Raw genomic sequence first — 18073 nt, forward strand, 5'->3', positions numbered from 1 at the left:
CCTCTTTATTTCCTGAATTCCTTCGGCACAGGGAAGTGAATGTTCTCTTTGATGAGAACCTGCTCAATCACCGTACTGAACCCGCGGGTCTTCAAGCGGGCAATGGCCTGTTGCACGAAATACTCCGGCGTGGAGGCCCCGGCGGTCACCCCGAGCCGACAGACCTTCTCCAGGGGAATCGTATCGAGCCTTTCAATCGTACTCACCAGCGTGGCACCACATCCCTCCGAGCGCGCCACTTCCACGAGCCGGTTGGAATTGGAACTATTCTCCGCCCCCAGCACGATGATGGCGTCCGCCTGCTTGGCAAACAGGCGCACCGCCTGTTGCCGGTTCCGGGTGGCATAACAGATATCGCTTTCCGGCGGGGTCTGCAGGGCCGGATAGCGCTCCTGGAGAATCCTCATGACCTGGGCCACTTCGTCCAGGCTCAGGGTGGTTTGCGTCAACACCGCCACCTTTTCAGGATCCGTCACCGTCACCGTCCGGGCTTCCTGTTCGGAGGCAATCACGATCACGCGGTCGGGTGCCTCGCCGGCCACTCCGATAATTTCATCATGACTGTGGTGGCCAATCAGCAGCACGGTAAAACCTTTATCGGCATATTGCCTGACCTCATGGTGAACCTTGGACACAAAGGGACAGGTGGCATCCACCACGCGCAAGTTCATGGCGCTGGCCCGCTCCCGCGTCGCAGGGGGAATCCCGTGAGCACTGAAGAGGACGGTCCCGCCTTCAGGGACCTCCCGGATGTCCTGGACAAAGACCATCCCTTTAGCCGTCAGATCATCAATAATCTGTCGATTATGAACAATCTGTTTTAGACAATACACGGGAAGCGAACAGGTGCGGAGCATTCCCTCTGCGAGCTCGACCGCACGTTCAACCCCTGCACAGAACCCATGAGGGGTAATCAGGACTATTTCTTTTTGCATACCGACCCACTTCCTTGCCTGTAGTCATTCGGATCTGATTAGTATACTATTCCCCCCCATAAATGAAGCGTGAAGCGGTTATGAACAAGTTGATCATCAAATGGAACAATCGGCTGGTACGCTGGCGCCGGGTCAAGGTACGCCCAGACGAGATCCTGCTGTTACTCCCGCACTGCCTCCACAAGCAATCCTGCCCGAGAAATGTGGTGCACAGCCTTGATGAATGCCGACGCTGCGGGGCGTGCAGCGTGGGGGCCCTGGCGGGAATCCGTGATGATTTCGGGGTGGTGGCCTGTGTGGTTGGCGGCGGCCGGGACGCACTGGCACGCAGTAACCAACCTCACATTAAGGCCGTGGTCGCGGTGGCCTGCGAAAAGGAACTCGTCCAAGGGATCTTCGCCGCCTTCCCCAAGCCGGTGATCGGCGTCCTGAATACGACCCCCGAAGGCCCCTGTAAAAACACCCTCGCTGATCCCGCTGAAGTCATCAAGGCCATAGAAAGTCTGGTAAGGAAACCCATATGAAAAACAAGACGTCTTATTCCCGATCGATCGCCACCGCCCTCCTGTTATCTTTGGCAGGCACTCTTTCCGCGGCCCCCATTTCCAAATCGCAGGTTCCCGCCGACTCCAAGTGGGTGATGCATCTGGATATGAATCAATTCGCCGCCTCACAAACCTGTCGCCTCCTGGCGGCCGGACAGGGCGATTCCAAACGCTTTCAAGCCATGCTTGCCCACTATCGCACCCTGTTGGGCGTCGACCCCCTGAAGGATATCGCCTCCCTGACGCTGTTCGGAAATGAGGTCACGGGAAACCGGGGGGTGGCCCTGATCAGTGGCTCGCTGAATGCCAAACAGATCAGCAAGCAGTTCAGCACCTATCCCCAATACAGCACCAAAAAGAACGGGAGTCTCACCGTGCAGACCTGGCTGGACAAAGGGAGCAACAAGCCGCTTTGGGCGAGCTTTTATAATTCACGCCAGTTGATCCTGGCATCCGACGAGTTCTCCCTGTTGAACTCCGCCTGGGTATTGGATGGGGAAAAGCCGAACCTGGCCGCCAGCAAAACGGCCGCCCTCCCCTTTCCCGCCGTCCAGCCGGGCAGCTTCTTCACCGCCGTCACCAAGGGCTATTCCGGCACCAGCCCCACCCAGGCCATGATCCTGAGGAACACGGAGAGCGCCAACCTTCAACTTTCCGAGAATGCCGGCATTGTCGATGGCGTCGTTCTGCTGAATGCCGATTCGCCTGAAGCCGCCGTTCAGATCCAGCAGATTCTCAACGGACTGCTGATCTCATCAGGCTTCGCCGATCCGGACAGCCCCCTGTCGAAACTGGGCGAGCTCAGCACCATTACCCGTAACGGGAATACCATGAGCCTCAAGATCCACTGCCCGGCCAGCGAAGCCGCCGGACTCGTCAGCGCCGCCCTGCAGGGGCACTGAGGGTTGATCTACCACCGCGTATAGGGCAGTACTCGGATCCGGTAAAACGCTTTGTCGGTTTTGTTCGACCCCACTTCCACCACCGTTGAGGAATCGATGCGGCCCCAGACATTGCTGCTGACATTCGTCCAGGTTCCCGAGACCAGATCCGTGGAACGCTCCAGGAAAAATGACTGCCCCAACTCCGTGGTGAATTGAATGTTGGCCACCAGGCCGGTTTTATCCAAAGCCAGAACCCGGATGGCCGACCGGCCATCCAGCGGATTATTCCCGGCCTGATATTCAGTCATATTGTTCATCCCATCCCCGTCCGGATCCGCGGTGGCGCAGGACTCCGCATTCGTCGTCTTGCCATCCCCACCGAAATAATATTGCCGCCACCAGTCGGGAATCCCATCACCGGTGCTGAGCCGGGCCACCACCACGACGGTTCCCGTCGCCAGGTTCGAGTCACGGAATGCCGAGCTGCAGGCATAGGTAAAGGCATCGGTTCCCACAAAAGAGAGCCCGGGGAAATACGTCGCCACCGCCCCGGACAGACCGATTGTCCCGTGTGCAGGTTGGGCAATGATCCGGAAGGTGTTTGTGCTCCCTATCAAATTCACCGTAACCGGCACTCCCGCATCCGTTGAGGCCGCCATGCTGGTGACGGTGGGAGCGGCGGGTGCCACTCCGGCATCAGGACCACTGGCGCCATTGTGGCAATCGTAGCATCCCACCTTGCGGCCTTTCCAGAACATCACGCTCCTAAGGGTCCGATCCATCTGGGACCGGGACAATTCCGTGCCATTATACGCAAGACCGTGGCAGGAGCGGCAGGCGGAACTGGCTTTTGAAGTATGGGCGGTAACCCAGGGCGTGCCCACCGGGTGCATGCCATGGGGGCCACCTGTCACGGTGACGGGGGAGGACTGATGACAGGCCGTACATTCCGCCAACGTTACCTCATGTCCCTGAATCGCGATGGACTGAAGGTTGTCGTTACGGAACGCCGTCGGATACTCCGCATGGGTGGACCCATGGCAGGCGGAACAGGCCAGCCCCCCATGTCCGCGCGAAAACCGGTACAGGGAAAATCCCGCCGCCGGCGTGTCGGGGTTCGTCGCAAAAACCGTATTTGAGGGAACCCGCATGACCCCGTTGGTCGCGTAGACAGACTGATAGCGGATCTGTCCGGCGTTCGCCAGGGCCGTTCCGGTATGGCACGCCTGGCAGGTGGGCTCCATCAGCCAGCCTGTGCGATTAGTGGCCCCCACCTGGCTCATGCTTCCGTGGCAGCTCTGACACTGCATCGCCATGGCGCCATCTGCACCCACCGCTTTGCCCATCGCCCCCCGCAGACACCGGGTCACTGAACCGGGGTGGCAGGTGTAACAGGCCGTCCGGTTTCCCTCGTTATTCAGTACCAGGTTACTCCGGGGGTCTTTGACCCCGGCATGCATGGAATGCATGGACCGGGTCAGGGGCGGAATTCCAGGCTGGCCGCTTCCCGGCAACGCTTCCGACGCATGACAGCGGGCACACAGAATGGAGGTATGATCCATCACCACGGAGGGATACAGGCCATTCGAATTGTAATGGACATTGGTGAGCGCGGCGCGGAAAACCGGGTTCGTTCCTTGTATCTGATCATGGAGGCGAAGAATGTTAAGCCGGTAATCGCGCCCCGGGTGCGCGACATTCACCCAGCCGGCGGCAGGCTTGGCGGCGGGATCGGACTCGGAAAGGTGACAGAGCCGGCAATTCATTTCATCAGAAACCGGCAGGACAATATCCGTGGTTTTCAATACAGCGGCCCCATTGGTGGCGGTCAGACGCATCAGGGAGTATTGATTCGGCTTGCCTTGATCATCATAAGGCGTCATCGGAATGCCATACGCGACATACCAGTTAAAGGGGGTTTCGAACCCCATGGCTTGGGGGGCATTGGAAAGACCGGGCATGGAGTAGGAGTTCGGGCCGGGCACAGGCAACCCGACATCCATCGGCAAAGATAACCCGAACAACGACTGCACATTGGCTGAAAAATCCGATTTCCCCGTGGAGAAGGTGTTGATGGAGCCATCCGGATCCGCCACGGCCTTGTAAGAAACGCCGCAGTTTGTAGTGGTCTTGACCAACCAGATGTTGGTGCCTACCGACCCGACCACTTGTGCATTGATGGTATTGTAGGGAGGCAGAATTGAGAAAACCGAATACTCACTATCCATGCAATGCATGCCCAGGTTATTCCAACCTACCACGGTCCAGTTGGTCGCGACGGCAATGGCATTTGGCATCCTAAACCCAAAAGCCAGCGTCAGCACCAGGGCCAAACGCCATACCCGAAAACCGGCAAAAGAACCCGTCTTGTTTTTTTGCATAATTGACTCCACTGAATGTTTGCCACCCTGATGTTACTCTCTACTTATATCACGTAACTCGCCCAGGATATACTCTTACTTGAGAATTTCCTGACTCCGAAACGCCCGGTATAACGCCATGATCCACCCGACGGTAAACAGCAGGAAGAGTGCCAATGCCGTAAAGATCACCCATGAGTTACGCATCAGATCCCCCCCCCTAGCCCACCCGGCCCCTGGCCAGGAATACCGGATATTCCCGAGTGCCCCCTTCGGGTTGGGGCCTTACCATCCGGTAGGCATCACGGAGGGACACGTCTTGGAAACCGGCCACCTCCAGCCAGTTGGCGATTTGTTGGCGATCGAAGCCCTGATGAAATACCCCTGTCGGGTCCGGATGGAAACTGCCGTCTTCTGAATCCAGATCTGCCAGGGCAATCCAGCCGGCGGGCCGCAGACACCGCCGCAATGACTTGAAGACCTGCGGGACATCGGCAATATGGTGCAGCACCATGGAACTGACGACCAGATCATATCCGGCCTCGGGGAGCGGCTCCCGGACAATGTCCCCATGCCAGGGAGTGACCGAGCCAATCTCCAAAGCGCTCAGCTTCTCGGCCAGGACCTTGAGCATCTCACTGGATGCATCCACGGCTGTAATGCGGGCCACATAAGGTAAAAGCCCCAGCGTCAGCAACCCGGTCCCTGCCCCGAAATCAAGCGCCACCATGTTTGGGTTCAGGGGGATCGCCTGACGGATGGCCTCCACGATCCCCTTGACCAGCGCCACGCGCGCCGGATTGGAGTCCCACCCCGCCGCTACGCGGTCGAAGCGGGACTGCACCGCTTGAATATCAGCGTTCATGCTCAGCACTTTCCGCTGCAGCCGCATGCGTCGCCGGCGGATTTAACGCCGCATTTCTTGAGAATCATCTCCAGCGGGCAAAGCCCGGTGAAGGCCGACTGGAACAGGTTCAGACCTACAAAGGCCGTGAAACAGAACCAACCGGGATGCACCCAGTAGCCCAATGCCAGACTCACCATCACAAAAAGGCCCGCCACCATTCTTACAATCCGTTCCGTTGTCATAGTCCGTTTCCTTTTCTTTATTTCTTCATTCCCGCAATCACCAACCCGAGAATCACGCCATACGCGGTACTGATCCAGGGGTTCGAGGTAATGGGACAGGTCCCCGTTGAACACCCGATAAACCGATAGAAAGCGTATCCTGCCGTCCCGCCAATCACCGCCCCGATAATAAGTCTGATGGTCATAGATTATCCTCTTTCTTGGCTCGCGGCGCCGACGGAGCGGCGCCCTCCATTTAAAATGTATCTTCCTATCCTCAAAATGGAGGGTTTTGCTCTGTCAAAACCTTCTTTTTCCCACCGATGAGCCAGAAATAAACCAATGGAATCACCACCAGGGTAAATACCGTGGAGACAAACAGCCCGAATATCAGCGACCAGGCCAGTCCGCTGAAAATCGGATCCAGGGTAATCGGCCAGGCCCCCAGCAACGCCGCCGCCGCCGTCAGGGCGATTGGCCGGAACCGCACCGCACCGGACTCCAGGATGGCATCCTTTACCGAGGCCCCGCGTTCCTCCGCCGTCTTGATGAAGTCCACCAGGATGATCCCGTTCCGCACGACAATCCCTGCCAGCGCAATCATGCCGATCATGGCCGTTGCGGTGAAGAACACCGGATTATCAAACCCGCCCACCGGCTTGTTGCCCAGCGCATTCAGCAGCCAGAAGCCGGGCATGATGCCGATCATGGTCAGCGGAATGGACAACATGATAATGCCGGGCAACACATAGGACCCCGTCTGATAGGCCAGCAGCACATAAATCCCGATCAAGGCCGCCGCAAAGGCCAGGCCGAGATCGCGGAATACATCCACCGTGATCTTCCATTCGCCTTCCCCCGCCCAATCGATTCTGATGCCGGCGGGGAGTGGATTTTTCTTGAACCAGGACTCGAGGGCCAGCACCGCATAGGCGGGCCCACGTCCGGCCATCTCCCCCGTCACAAACACCACCCGCTCCTGATTTTTATGCATGATGGATTTATCGGCCTGATGCGCTTCAAAGGCACCCAGTTCACCCAGTTGGACCCCTACGCCCCCGCGCCCCTTGACGGTCAGGGTTGCCAGACGCGCCAGATCCGAGCGCTTTTCACGCGGCAACTTAATGACAATGGGAAGTTCATTCTGCTCGGTCGGCACATGCAGCGCCCCGGCCGGCAGGCCGCTCAAGGCCATCTGCAGGCTCTGCACAATGTCCGCCGTGGCGATCCCGTTGCGGGCCGCCTTGTCGCGGTCGACCCGGAAGAAAAACTTATCCTGGGCCGCTTCGACGGAATCATCCACATCCACCACCCCGGGCTCTTTGCGCATCCGGGCGCCCACGAGTTTTCCGGCGGCAATCAGTTGATCATACGACTGGTCAGGCCGGCCATAGACCTCGGCCACCAGCGTGGACAACACGGGGGGCCCCGGCGGGAGTTCAACCAGTTTGAGGCTGGAACCGGTCCGTTCGGCCAGGGCCGCGATATCGTTCCGGAGCCGGAGCACCAGCGCATGACTATCCATCTCGCGTTCCTTGCGGGGAAGCAGGCTGACGCGCACATCCGCCACATTGGCCCCCTGCCGCAGATAATAATGCCGGACCAGGCCATTGAAATCCATGGGCGAGGCCGCCCCGACCGTCGAGGTGAAGTCCGTCACTTCCGGGACACTCCGTAGCAGCGTCTCGATCTCCCGTACTACCGCATCCGTCCGCTCCAGCGTGGCCGACTCCGGCAGATCCACCACAATCTGGAATTCATTCTTGTTATCGAAAGGGAGCATTTTGAGCGGCACCAGCCCGGTCAGGGCCAGCACGAGGGAACCGGCAAACAGGAAGGCCGTGATCCCCGCCAACACCCAGGTCTTCGAGCGGGACTGCACGAGCGGCAGCATCACTTTCGAATACACCCGGTACGTCAGGGTCTGGCGCACATCGCCCGTATCATGCTCATGGCCTTCGACCTTGAGCAGTTTGTTGGAAAGCCAGGGAGTGATGGCCACCGCCACAATCAGCGAGCTCAACATGGCGAGCGGCACATTCAGGGCCATCGGCCGCATATAGGGGCCCATCATGCCGGTGATAAAAAACATCGGCAGAAACGCCACAATCACAGCCAGTGTCGCCAGGACGACGGGAGGCATCACCTCGTTCATGGCCAGGGAGATCGCCTGCAGCCGCGGGAGCTTGCGCATGGCCAGATGCCGGTAGATATTCTCCACCCCGACAATCGGGTCATCCACCAGCAGGCCCAGCGCCAGAATCAACGCGAACAGCGTTACACGGTTGATGGTATAGCCCGCCAGGTAGTTGACCACCAGGGTCAGGGCGTAGGTGATCGGCACGGCAATCACCACAATCAGACCGACCCGCCAGTTCATGGCCAGGGCAATCAGTCCAATCACCGTGATGACGGCAATGACCAGGCTTTCAAGAAGGTTGGACACCTTCTCGTTCGCGGTCTCGCCTGTGTTGCGGGTCACCCGGAACTTCACTTCATCCGGAATGATATCGCCCCGCATAGTGCCCAGCAGCTTCTCCACATCATGTGCCACCCAGACCGCATTGCTCCCTTTTTTCTTTGCCACCGCAATGGTGACGGCGGGGAAGGAGGCCGGGAAGTTGTTGGTCGATGGTTGTTGGTTGATGGTTGTTAAGGGATGCTCCCGCTTTCTGGACCCTGAACCCTGAACCCCTTTCTCTCCTGGCCCAAACCCGATACGGGAGTAAGACACCGCCTCCTCAGGGCCATCGGTGACCCCGGCCACATCGCGCAGATAGACCGGTCGGCCGGCATGCAGTCCCACCATCAGATTGCGCACTTCATCCGCACTGGCCAGAAACGGACCCGTTTCCATCAGCACTTCCCGATCGGCTTGCTGGAAGGCACCAGCCCCCGTCTGAACGTTGGCCACCTTCAAGGCGCCGGCGATTTCCATGGGCGACAGCTGGTAGGCGGCCAGGCGTTCCGGATCCAGACTGATCTGGATCTGCCGCTTCTGTCCGCCATGGATCGTGACCCGTGCGCTATTCTCGATATGCTGCAGCCGGCTGGCGGCCTCTTCCGCCACCCGGTACAACTCAGGCTCAGTATAACGGTCACTATAGAGCGCCACATTGACAATCGGGACATCGTCGATTTCCACCGGCTTGACCACCCACCCCGCGATGCCAGGGGTGGTCTTGTCGATATTCTGGAAAATCTTATTATAAAGTTTGATCAGACTGGCTTCCCGGTCCTGCCCGACATAAAACCGGACGGTCACCACCGCCATCCCCGGCCGCGACAGGGAGTACACATACTCCACGCCATCAATCTGATAGAGCATTCGCTCCAGGCGCGAAGCGACCAAACGCTCGACCTCTTCGGCGGAACCACCGGGATAGGACACCATGACATCGGCCAGGGGCACCACAATCTGGGGGTCTTCCTCGCGGGGGGTCACCAGCAGCGCCACCGCCCCGGCCACCAGACTGATGATCATCAGCAGGACGGCGAGGTTTCCGCGCAGAAAACTGTCAACGATCCGGCCCATAAATGAAAGTTTTTCGTCCATGGGTTAGCCCTCCTTCACCGGTACGAGCAACATGACTTCGCCCTCGGCCAGACCCGACAACACCTCGATGAGCGCCCCCTGCGTCAGGCCGGTGCGGACCACGCGCCGGATCGCCCGTCCCGCCATCACCACCTGCACCAGTTCCTGCTGCCCGACGCGGTAGAGCGCCGTCGCCGGAATCCACACCGAGGCATGGAGCTCCCCCTCAACCCGGATCCGGCCATAACTTCCCGGTAGAATGGCGGTTCCCTTTTGCTCCAGATGGACCTTGACCAGTTGTGTCCGGCTCAAGGGATCGATTTCACTGACCACTTCCCGGACGGTACCCGCGAGGGGCGACTCCACGTCATCCAGCCGCACGTCCACCGCTTGATTGAGCGGGAACTTCTGAAGCAACCGGCCGGGTACGGCGACATTCAATCGCATCTGCCGGGGATCATAAACGGTCAGCATCACCTGACCCGGAGCCGCCAGATCGCCCGCTTCCATCCGGCGATCCGTCACTACGCCGTCCATGGGTGACACGATCACGGTATAGCTCAACATCACGCGGCTCTGCTGAAGGCGGGCCTGTGCGCCCTCCCAGGCGGATATGGCGGCCACACGGGCCTGATCCGTGCTGGCGCCTTTCTCGAATAATTTCAGGGTCCGGTTATATTCCAGTTCCGCCTGCTTGAATTGGGCTTCCATCGCCCCCAATTGCTCCCGGATATCACGATCATCCAGCGTGGCTACTATCTGGCCGTTGGTCACCGCCTGGCCCGCCGAGACCCGCATTGACTCGATGGTCGCCGGCAGCCGGGCACTCAAGTTAACCATCCGCTCCGAAGCGGCCGTGCCGATCACCTCAACCAATGAAGGGCTCTTCACGCTGTTGACCACCAAGGTGCCGGCCCCATCGGGCACAGGGACGCCGGGCTGGTATGCGATGTTTCCCGGGGCGACTTTTGATTCCAATAATCCGCCCGACCACACCACCAGCGCGACCAGGCCAAGCAACCCGGCCACCGGCCGCCACACCATTTTGATTATTTTCCAGAATTTTTCGCTTTTCATATTATCTTTCTCCCTCTTGATTTTCCCCTCGCGTGGGAGGCGCGCTATGCGCGGCGATTCTTGTCCCGTTCAGGCACCCATCTAAGCCTGTCGCGGCGCGTAGCGCCCCTCCCACATGAAAGCAATCCCCATCTATCATCATTTCACTCTCATTCCCAAGCAACGAATCACTCTACTTCCGCCCCATCGCCCGTTCGACATTGGCCCGGGCAATCAAACAATCATATTGGGCCGCCACCTGACGTGTTTGGGTGGCGGTCATCCCCGTCTGGGCCATGAGCAAGTCGGTGATCACCGCCGCCCCCTGCTGGTAGCGTTCCTGCGTCAGCCGCAGCGACTCCGCCGCACTGGCCAGACTTTTGGCGGCGACCTCCAGCCGCTCACGGGCTTCCTGTTCATTCAGGCGTGCCTGCGTGAGATCCAATTCCAGCGCCTGCCGTAATTTTTCAGCTTGAGCCAGTGTCTCGGCGGCGGCGGCCTTGGCACGCGCCAGCCCTGAACGATTCCGCTGCCCATCAAAGATATTCAATTCGACGGCCGCACCGACCATATAGCTTTGCTCAAAGCCGCTCAGGGTCTCACTATCCCAATCCACTGAGCCAAATCCGTTCACAACCGGATAATATTCACGCCGGGCACGCGTCACCAACGCCTCCATCGCCTTGACACGGGCGTCGAGGGCCCGGAATTCCGGGCGCCCTTCCACGCCCCCACTCACTTCATTGGTCAATGCCGCCGGAACGTCGCGCCCTTTCAAGCCGGCGACATCAGCTGGGCCCACCAGTTTCTGCCCGATGGCCGTATTTAATGACGCCACCCCGAGTTTCAGTGCATTTTTTGCGCGAATCAACTCTTCCTTTGCCTGGGAAAGCTGAACGTCCAGAGTTAACACATCACTCTTCAGGGCGCTGCCGGCCAGATTGCGTTCTGTCGCGGTCCGGAGGCTTTCAGACAAGCTTTTGACGGCCTCCTCCTGAACGCCGATAAACGCACGAACCTGCAGGATCCCGTAATAGGCACGGGTGATCTGATACACCAGGTCATTCTGGACCGCCTCCAGCATCAATTCCGACCCTTTCGCCCCCTGTTTGGCCGCCCGCCGGTCGGCTTCACGCCGCCCGCTATCAAACAGAAGCCATTGCGCCACCACACTCCCCCGCACATTCTCCGTGTCATTGGGATTATTGAAATCACCCTGCAGCGATGCCTGGCGTTGATTCAAGGACATAAAAAAGGCCTGCGCAGGATTGTCGGTTCTGGCCCAACTCCCCTTCAGTCCGACCTGCGGGTAATACGCCGAGGTGACCTCTTTGACTGCTGAGGCGGCAGCGCTCAGGCGGGCATTGGCCGATTGAACATCCGGACTGGCCTCCAGCGCCGTCTGAATACATCGCTCCAACGTGATTTCAGAAGGAACCTCTGCCGCTTTCAAAACGGGAACGACCCCCACCAGCACTCCTAGCACCAACATCAACGGTTTAAGATTCATTCGAGGATCCCTCTCCTTCTTATTTATATATCAATATATACGGAAAGCACGTTATGTCCACGCTTATCCTCACTATTTAAAAAAGATACCGTGAATTTGTTTTTTTACAGAGCCCTTCTTCCAAATTCAGGGCAGGCAAAACTCTCTATTGAGAAAGATGATTCTGCTCCTACAGATTCTTGTCAGTCGACAGAACTGCAGTCGTCTTCTCGGAATTTTTTGTGCTCGCCGTTACTTGATTCAGACAATCTAATTTAGAGGGGACTGAAAGTACAGCGCCTGCGAGATCAATAAGAAAATAGTTGCTAACAAATAAAAGGTATCCAACAACTGGCAGGACCGCAGCAATGAGCATATATCCTATCGCGAAGACATTTCCTATGTTAAGCGTCTCAGGCTTCTGAAATAGCATTAATGTCATATTAGCAACACCTATGAGGATCCAAGATCCGAACATAATAGGGATAAGCTTGAGAAAACCTTTTAAAAAGAACGACAACAGACCAATAAATTCTTGTCCTGCTGTTGTTTTTTCCTCAATAGCAATATTTAGCAATCCAGGATTGAGGCATAGTGCCATTAGATATTCGAAAGTAACAAACATCAAAATACCTTCAATTATCTTGTCGAACTCAGAAGTCTTCGCCCATCCATAAATGGATGTGCCCAAAATTGCCACACCTGCTATACCACAAAGAAGAGCCAATGCATCAAGGAGTGCGCTGGATGACAATTTGGTGGGGGTAGATTTAATTAAATTGCTGATGACGGGAAGGAGTCTGTAGGCAACATAGTGAGAAACAATGCATGCTACTATCCATCCGAAACCAATACCCAAACTCAAGCCCCAAGACAACTCATATCGTATAGGATAAACAATAGAGGAAATGAATCCCACCAAAGCGGCTGCGTATAGGCCATAAAGACCATACTTCGTTAGCCATTTCTCGTTCTGTTCAAAGAAGTCAGTAAAGTATTCTTTTCTCATATGAATGAGTAAATTATCAATAAGAACAGCTGTAATGGATTCTCCTTCAGAACGATTAGTATTCATTATTTATCTCTTTCTGTATGATTTTCTTCCGGTTTAACAGTTGCGATTTTCTATTTATGAAGTAGAACATACCTATCGCAATACACAAGGTGAAATTTGGATTTCTTAAAATAGTGGAAATAACCAGAGCGGAACTGGAAAAGCCTTCATGCAACGGAAGGAAACGCGGCTAACCATCTGGCGGATTCAGTCATCAGAACAATCAATGCCAGGTTGGCATGATTAAAGGGATCGGCAAAGTATAGTGCGCAGGATCCTACCTTGAGCCGAGGCAGATGATTATAATGGTACATTCTATGCATCGAAAGGATGGGAGCGCCATCTGGGATTGACCAAAATTAATGCTAATCTTGAGAAGATGCTCCTCCCTAGTTTCTAGGTCTGACCCTGCCAGCCAAGCACGGGGTACTTCGAAACGTCAGTGGCTCTATTGATGAACAATTCCTTTTCGATTTTCGCTTTATATCACCTAGCCCATACTTGCTCACCTGAGCGCGATCGTAGGGCCTAAAAAAGTTTCTCGCTCTGCTTTACCAGCAAATAGAGCATAATTGGAAAGACAATAATGCATTTCCAGTTATATGATAACGCCAGACTCCATTCCCCTCTCAGGAAATGAAAAAACGCCCTAGTCATACCACAACCAGGGCATTCCTTCCCAAAAATCCGCTTGAAAAAACAAAGCGTTGGGCCGCTGTCAACCCATGTGGCCGGAATTTCCGAAGCCAACATTACTAAACAGCAAGTCACTGATAAAGAAGCAAAGATGAATAACAATAAACGCACTTACTTGACCAAAGCCCTCCCTTGGGCGTCCTTGAAGGATCCCATGATAATCATGATCCAATCAATGAACCACCAAATGCCACATCCGCCAAAAGTCAGAAGCTGCGCAATACCAATACCCGTGTGTCCCGTGTAGAATCGATGAACGCCAAGAAAACCCAATATCCAGCAAAGAAGAAAAGTTGTTCCCCAACTGCTACCCGCGCCCTGAGGGGTGCTTGCTTGTTTCTGGCGGACTCCGCACTTAACGCAGATTTCAGCTTCTTTTTTGATTACTTGGCCGCATGACTCACAGAACTTTTCGTCGACACCTTTGCGCACGCTATCCGACATATCCACATCTCCTTAAATGCCATATTTAAATAATTAACCGCAGGCACGGCACCCACCAGAGGTTAAGCTTTCTGGTAATAAAACCGATCACTGCAGTATATTACCGGCTGAGTCCCTAATATTTCCGCGTCCAATCTCAATCACATCACTAAGTGCCCATATTCCAGAAATAAATGCCCCATAGCCAGCCGTCAAAACAGTTATCAAAAGCTGAATTATACCTTTTTTAGTGTACCCAAGATAAAAGTTATGAGCACCTAGTGCGCCGACAAACAACCCTAAGAGAATGGCCACTAACTTGCTTTTCGCACCACTATCAACGCTACTAGTGGATGTATTTTGTCGCACCCCGCATTTCACACAGAGTTCTGCCTCTTTCTTTATGACCTGGCCACAGGATTCGCAAAATTTCTCGTCTGCACCTTTACTGCTAGAGTTTTCCTGCCGGTCCTCTTGGCTGTTAATCGCATGAGGCATTTGTTGGCCAGCGCCACAACTTGGGCACTTGGATACATTGATCGGCAACTCGTTGTCGCAATACTCGCATTTCATACAGTTTTCCTTTGTTATTAGCGCAACTGTTTGATGACAGACTCACGCTGGTCGAGCAAGTGCTCCAATTTCCTTGTGTCAACCCCTATTTTATCAACCAACTTGCTGCGGTCTTCCTTAGGCGATTGCCGCAACACTTCAACTTGTTCGCTGATGCATGAAATCTGCTGCACGAGGGTTTGGTCAATCTTCTCCACGCCAGAGACGGATGTTGCCTTGTACAGCATGTTCTCCCGAATCCGGCAGAGCTCTGGAATAACCTTGATAAGTTCGTCCTGACACGGCAGTGTCTTTACCTCATAAACTAGGGCATCAAGCAAACTGTTCATTTCAGCCTTACCAGCCTGTCCCTTTGCAACGTACGCATCCGAACTCCGACGAGCGTATTGCGCCATGGCGAACACAATCACGAATACGGTCACCCCCAGCGCGGGAACCAATTGCACAATGCTATATGCGTTTAACGATGTGAAGTTGCGTGCCGCCAGTCCTATGATCAGGGTAAAAAGAAAATAGATCGTCAGCACAACTCCTTGGGCCGCCTTGAACGGCATCCCCTTCTCCTGTCCGCTTCCAAAAATATCCGTCACATTCAAGCCCAGCAACAGTTCCGAATACAGAAGATATCCTAGCGACATCCAAAACAAGCCATTTCTTGAGTTCGAATCAACGACCAGCAAGGCAATGGCAGCCGTAACCCCCATAACCAGAATAACAACAAACCCTGCCATCCCTTTTGAAGTATTTCTAATGTTCATCTGTTTCCCATCCCGGTTCAAATGTTACTGATCAATTTTCATGCCGCAGATCCCGCAGAATTTGACCCCGGGAAGTAGTTCAGCCTGACATCCACTGCACATCTTCACCATCGACGTGCCGCACTCGCCGCAGAACTTGAGCCCGGAGGGAACCGTCGCCTTGCACTGGCTACACACAATCGGTGCCGGTTTGCCACAATGCCTGCACACCAGCGCTCCAGTTGGGTTGTCAGCTCCACAAGAGGCACAGCAATTGAATGGGTCACCGCATTTTAAGCAGAATTTCGCCCCTTTCGGAGCCGAACTCCCGCATTTGTCGCAGACGAGTGATCTTTCATTTGTTGGAACGGCCCCCGCAATAACGGATATTCCACATCCTGCGCAAAACCTTGCCTCGCGGTCATTCATCCTGCCACAGGGACATGCAATGCCTGTTGGCCTGATCTGTTCAGCCATCTGCCCCATAACAGCCCCCATTCCGCCTCCCGCTCCCATACCAAGACCGAAGCCAATACCCGCACCCATCAAGCCCCCCTGCCCGCCCCCTGTATTGCTTGCGGCGGCATGCATGGTGTCGAAGGAGCGCATCTGCTGATAGTTGTATCCAACAATGTCCATCTCGGCCTTTTTGGCAAGCGCCGCCTTGAGCTGAACCACCGCCGGATCGTTATCATCGGTCGAGATAGAGTTAACCAAAAAATTAGCGAGCCCGATCCCGTACTCGTCCAGTATGGGCGTCAACTTCTCCATGAGCGCTTCTGAAATCGATGAGAGGTTTGCTGCAATATGGAGGATGGAGACGTTCTTCTCGACCAGATATTTGGCAATTATGTCTTTCGAATGCGTGACTATGAAACCTTTGAAATACTCAGTCAGAGTCTTCTGGGTGAAGGCGGGCAAAGTGCCAACGAGTTTGATCAGGAACTTCGAACTGTCCTCAATCCGCAACCCATACTGCCCGAAAGCCCGCACAGGCAGCATAATCTTGTACTTCGGATCTTCCAGTTGGATCGGATCCAATGTCCCCCACTTGATATCCAACTTAAAAGTCCGCTGAACATACCAGACCTCGGCAGTAAAAGGGGATTTACCGAACGGAACCTTGAAGAATTCGCTCAAAACGGGATAGTTATCCGTGCTGAGAGTATGGCGGCCCGGGGGAAACGGGCCAACAATTTTACCTTCCTTGAAGAGGCATGCCTCCTGCGACTCGGAAACGATCAACTGGGTCCATGTGGACAATTCAGCCGAAGGATATTTCCACGCAAAGACGCCAGGCGCAGCATCCCACTTTACAACGTCAATTATAGCCATAAAATTCCTTTCAAAGCCTTTAGCGCACTGGCCTCAAATTATTCAATAAACTCTTGTAATCCAACATTATTGACAAGGTGAGAAGTGTAACGAGAAATGACATAGTGATATGATGGATTCTTCAATACCATTACCCCGCAGGGAAGCAAAAAAGCGTGAACTTGTCCAGCACAAAGTCGGAGAGGGCGAGGATCGAGATCGGTGAGTCTGAGGGTTCAAAGTCAAGACATGAGTAATAAGTTATGAGTTACGAGTCGACCGTCAAAACGCCGGCCTCACAACCTTAGGCTTTCTCCATAGGTTCCCCTACTCCATTCAGGATGCCATAGCGGATGATCTCCGCGGTGGTCCGGAGTCCGGTTTTTTCCTGAATATGACGGCGGTGGGTCGTGACCGTCTGGTGGCTGATGTTAAGTTGCCGGGCTACCTCCGACAATTTAAGCCCCTTTGTCAGCCATTGCATGACTTCGAATTCGCGGGGAGACAGGCGTTCGTCCAGGGGTTCACTCTCGTTGCGCTGATAGTATAAGACCAGCTGTTCGGCCAGCGGCGCAGGCATATAGGGTTGCCCGGCATGCACCCGCCGGATGGCCAATTCCACTTCCTCCAGTGAGGCGGAACGCGAAACAACGCCTGATGCCCCGGCACGTATCCCCCTTAACAACCACCGGATATCCTGGGCGGCCGCCATCAGTAAAACGGGAAGATCCGGGGCGTCTTCCTTGATCTGCTTTAACACCAGGAACCCCTCCAACCCCTTCAGGCCCGCATCCAGGAATAATACATCCGGCTCGCGGCCGTGAACACCCGCCACCAGTTCCAACCCGTTGCACGCCTGCCCGGCAGCCACCATATCGGAGGTCACGGCCAAATGCGCCAGGAGTCCAAACCGGAATACCGGATAACTGTCGGCGATAAACACCTCTATTTTACCCGTGCCTGATTTCAGTTTTGTTTTTCTCATCCCGCTCTCCTTTCAGCCCGCAATACGGCGAGGAGGGTTGTAGCTAATTTTAAAAGAATATAGCAGGGGCTTATATACCTAAATTATCGGGACATATGACCCTTGTGTGTTTCCTTGATTTCATGTCGAATGCCCCCCTTGCGGTGCACCCGGTAAATAAGCAAGGGACCGCTAATCAGGTTTAGCTATTATGATATCCCCTACCACTGAGCACGTTACGATCATCCTGGAGATTGGCTCGTGCCTCCTGCTCATGGGGGCCTGGGGGGTGTTGCGACGACAGGTCCGGCTCAGAAACCATTCGTCCCGGGCGCATTCCGCGTCACACGCGGCACAACTGCACCAGAAAGACCTGATCATCCGGCCCGCGCGCAACCAGCTAATGCAACACCAGTTGTATAAAAAGGTCACGCGGTAAG

17 protein-coding genes are annotated in these 18073 nt (G+C 55.2%); 3 read left to right on the forward strand and 14 right to left on the reverse strand.

Translation table 11 applies throughout. The features are described from left to right. Nucleotides 1-5: 5 nt before the first annotated feature. Complete coding sequence (gene ispH / locus WCS52_06135) at nt 6-935, reverse strand: 4-hydroxy-3-methylbut-2-enyl diphosphate reductase (GenBank protein MEI6166754.1); 930 nt, start codon at nt 933-935, stop codon at nt 6-8. Between the two features lie 80 nt (nt 936-1015). Here ispH and WCS52_06140 point away from each other — a divergent pair, with 80 nt between their 5' ends. Both WCS52_06140 and WCS52_06145 read left to right on the forward strand, forming a co-directional pair. Then, complete coding sequence (locus WCS52_06140) at nt 1016-1459, forward strand: DUF116 domain-containing protein (protein MEI6166755.1); 444 nt, start codon at nt 1016-1018, stop codon at nt 1457-1459. Beyond that, nucleotides 1456-2382, forward strand: coding sequence for a hypothetical protein (locus WCS52_06145; GenBank protein ID MEI6166756.1), 927 nt, complete (start codon nt 1456-1458; stop codon nt 2380-2382). Before WCS52_06140 ends, WCS52_06145 begins: the two co-directional genes overlap by 4 nt. Before the next feature lie 8 nt (nt 2383-2390). Here WCS52_06145 and WCS52_06150 read toward each other — a convergent pair whose 3' ends face one another. The 13 genes from WCS52_06150 to WCS52_06210 form a co-directional block, all read right to left on the reverse strand. Further along, entirely contained in the window at nt 2391-4745 is a 2355-nt protein-coding gene (locus WCS52_06150) for an Ig-like domain-containing protein (protein ID MEI6166757.1), read from the reverse strand. 199 nt (nt 4746-4944) lie between these two features. Next, entirely contained in the window at nt 4945-5589 is a 645-nt protein-coding gene (locus tag WCS52_06155) for a class I SAM-dependent methyltransferase (protein MEI6166758.1), read from the reverse strand. A gap of 2 nt (nt 5590-5591) precedes the next feature. After that, a complete protein-coding gene (locus tag WCS52_06160; GenBank protein ID MEI6166759.1) occupies nt 5592-5813 on the reverse strand; it encodes a DUF2892 domain-containing protein in 222 nt (73 codons plus the stop codon). Nucleotides 5814-5830: 17 nt separating this feature from the next. Further along, complete coding sequence (locus WCS52_06165; GenBank protein MEI6166760.1) at nt 5831-5998, reverse strand: DUF6132 family protein; 168 nt, start codon at nt 5996-5998, stop codon at nt 5831-5833. Nucleotides 5999-6069: 71 nt separating this feature from the next. Continuing rightward, nucleotides 6070-9348, reverse strand: coding sequence for an efflux RND transporter permease subunit (locus tag WCS52_06170; GenBank protein MEI6166761.1), 3279 nt, complete (start codon nt 9346-9348; stop codon nt 6070-6072). Nucleotides 9349-9351: 3 nt separating this feature from the next. Further along, the gene (locus WCS52_06175) at nt 9352-10404 is read right to left on the reverse strand and encodes an efflux RND transporter periplasmic adaptor subunit (protein ID MEI6166762.1); all 1053 of its coding nucleotides are present in this window, start codon (nt 10402-10404) and stop codon (nt 9352-9354) included. A 172-nt stretch (nt 10405-10576) separates the two neighbouring features. Continuing rightward, the gene (locus WCS52_06180; protein MEI6166763.1) at nt 10577-11893 is read right to left on the reverse strand and encodes a TolC family protein; all 1317 of its coding nucleotides are present in this window, start codon (nt 11891-11893) and stop codon (nt 10577-10579) included. Between the two features lie 169 nt (nt 11894-12062). Next, nucleotides 12063-12947 carry a hypothetical protein gene (locus WCS52_06185; GenBank protein ID MEI6166764.1) on the reverse strand — a complete coding sequence of 295 codons (885 nt, stop codon included), beginning with the start codon at nt 12945-12947 and terminating at the stop codon, nt 12063-12065. A 786-nt stretch (nt 12948-13733) separates the two neighbouring features. Beyond that, the gene (locus tag WCS52_06190; protein ID MEI6166765.1) at nt 13734-14066 is read right to left on the reverse strand and encodes a TM2 domain-containing protein; all 333 of its coding nucleotides are present in this window, start codon (nt 14064-14066) and stop codon (nt 13734-13736) included. An 87-nt stretch (nt 14067-14153) separates the two neighbouring features. Beyond that, entirely contained in the window at nt 14154-14543 is a 390-nt protein-coding gene (locus tag WCS52_06195) for a TM2 domain-containing protein (GenBank protein ID MEI6166766.1), read from the reverse strand. 92 nt (nt 14544-14635) lie between these two features. Continuing rightward, complete coding sequence (locus WCS52_06200) at nt 14636-15376, reverse strand: hypothetical protein (protein ID MEI6166767.1); 741 nt, start codon at nt 15374-15376, stop codon at nt 14636-14638. A 24-nt stretch (nt 15377-15400) separates the two neighbouring features. After that, a complete protein-coding gene (locus WCS52_06205; GenBank protein MEI6166768.1) occupies nt 15401-16690 on the reverse strand; it encodes an SPFH domain-containing protein in 1290 nt (429 codons plus the stop codon). Nucleotides 16691-16973: 283 nt separating this feature from the next. After that, nucleotides 16974-17654, reverse strand: coding sequence for a response regulator transcription factor (locus tag WCS52_06210; GenBank protein ID MEI6166769.1), 681 nt, complete (start codon nt 17652-17654; stop codon nt 16974-16976). Between the two features lie 190 nt (nt 17655-17844). Here WCS52_06210 and WCS52_06215 point away from each other — a divergent pair, with 190 nt between their 5' ends. After that, nucleotides 17845-18072 carry a hypothetical protein gene (locus WCS52_06215; GenBank protein ID MEI6166770.1) on the forward strand — a complete coding sequence of 76 codons (228 nt, stop codon included), beginning with the start codon at nt 17845-17847 and terminating at the stop codon, nt 18070-18072. Nucleotide 18073: the final 1 nt, after the last annotated feature.

This window comes from bacterium, from assembly GCA_037128595.1.
Taxonomy (GTDB): Bacteria; Verrucomicrobiota; Kiritimatiellia; order CAIKKV01; family CAITUY01; genus JAABPW01.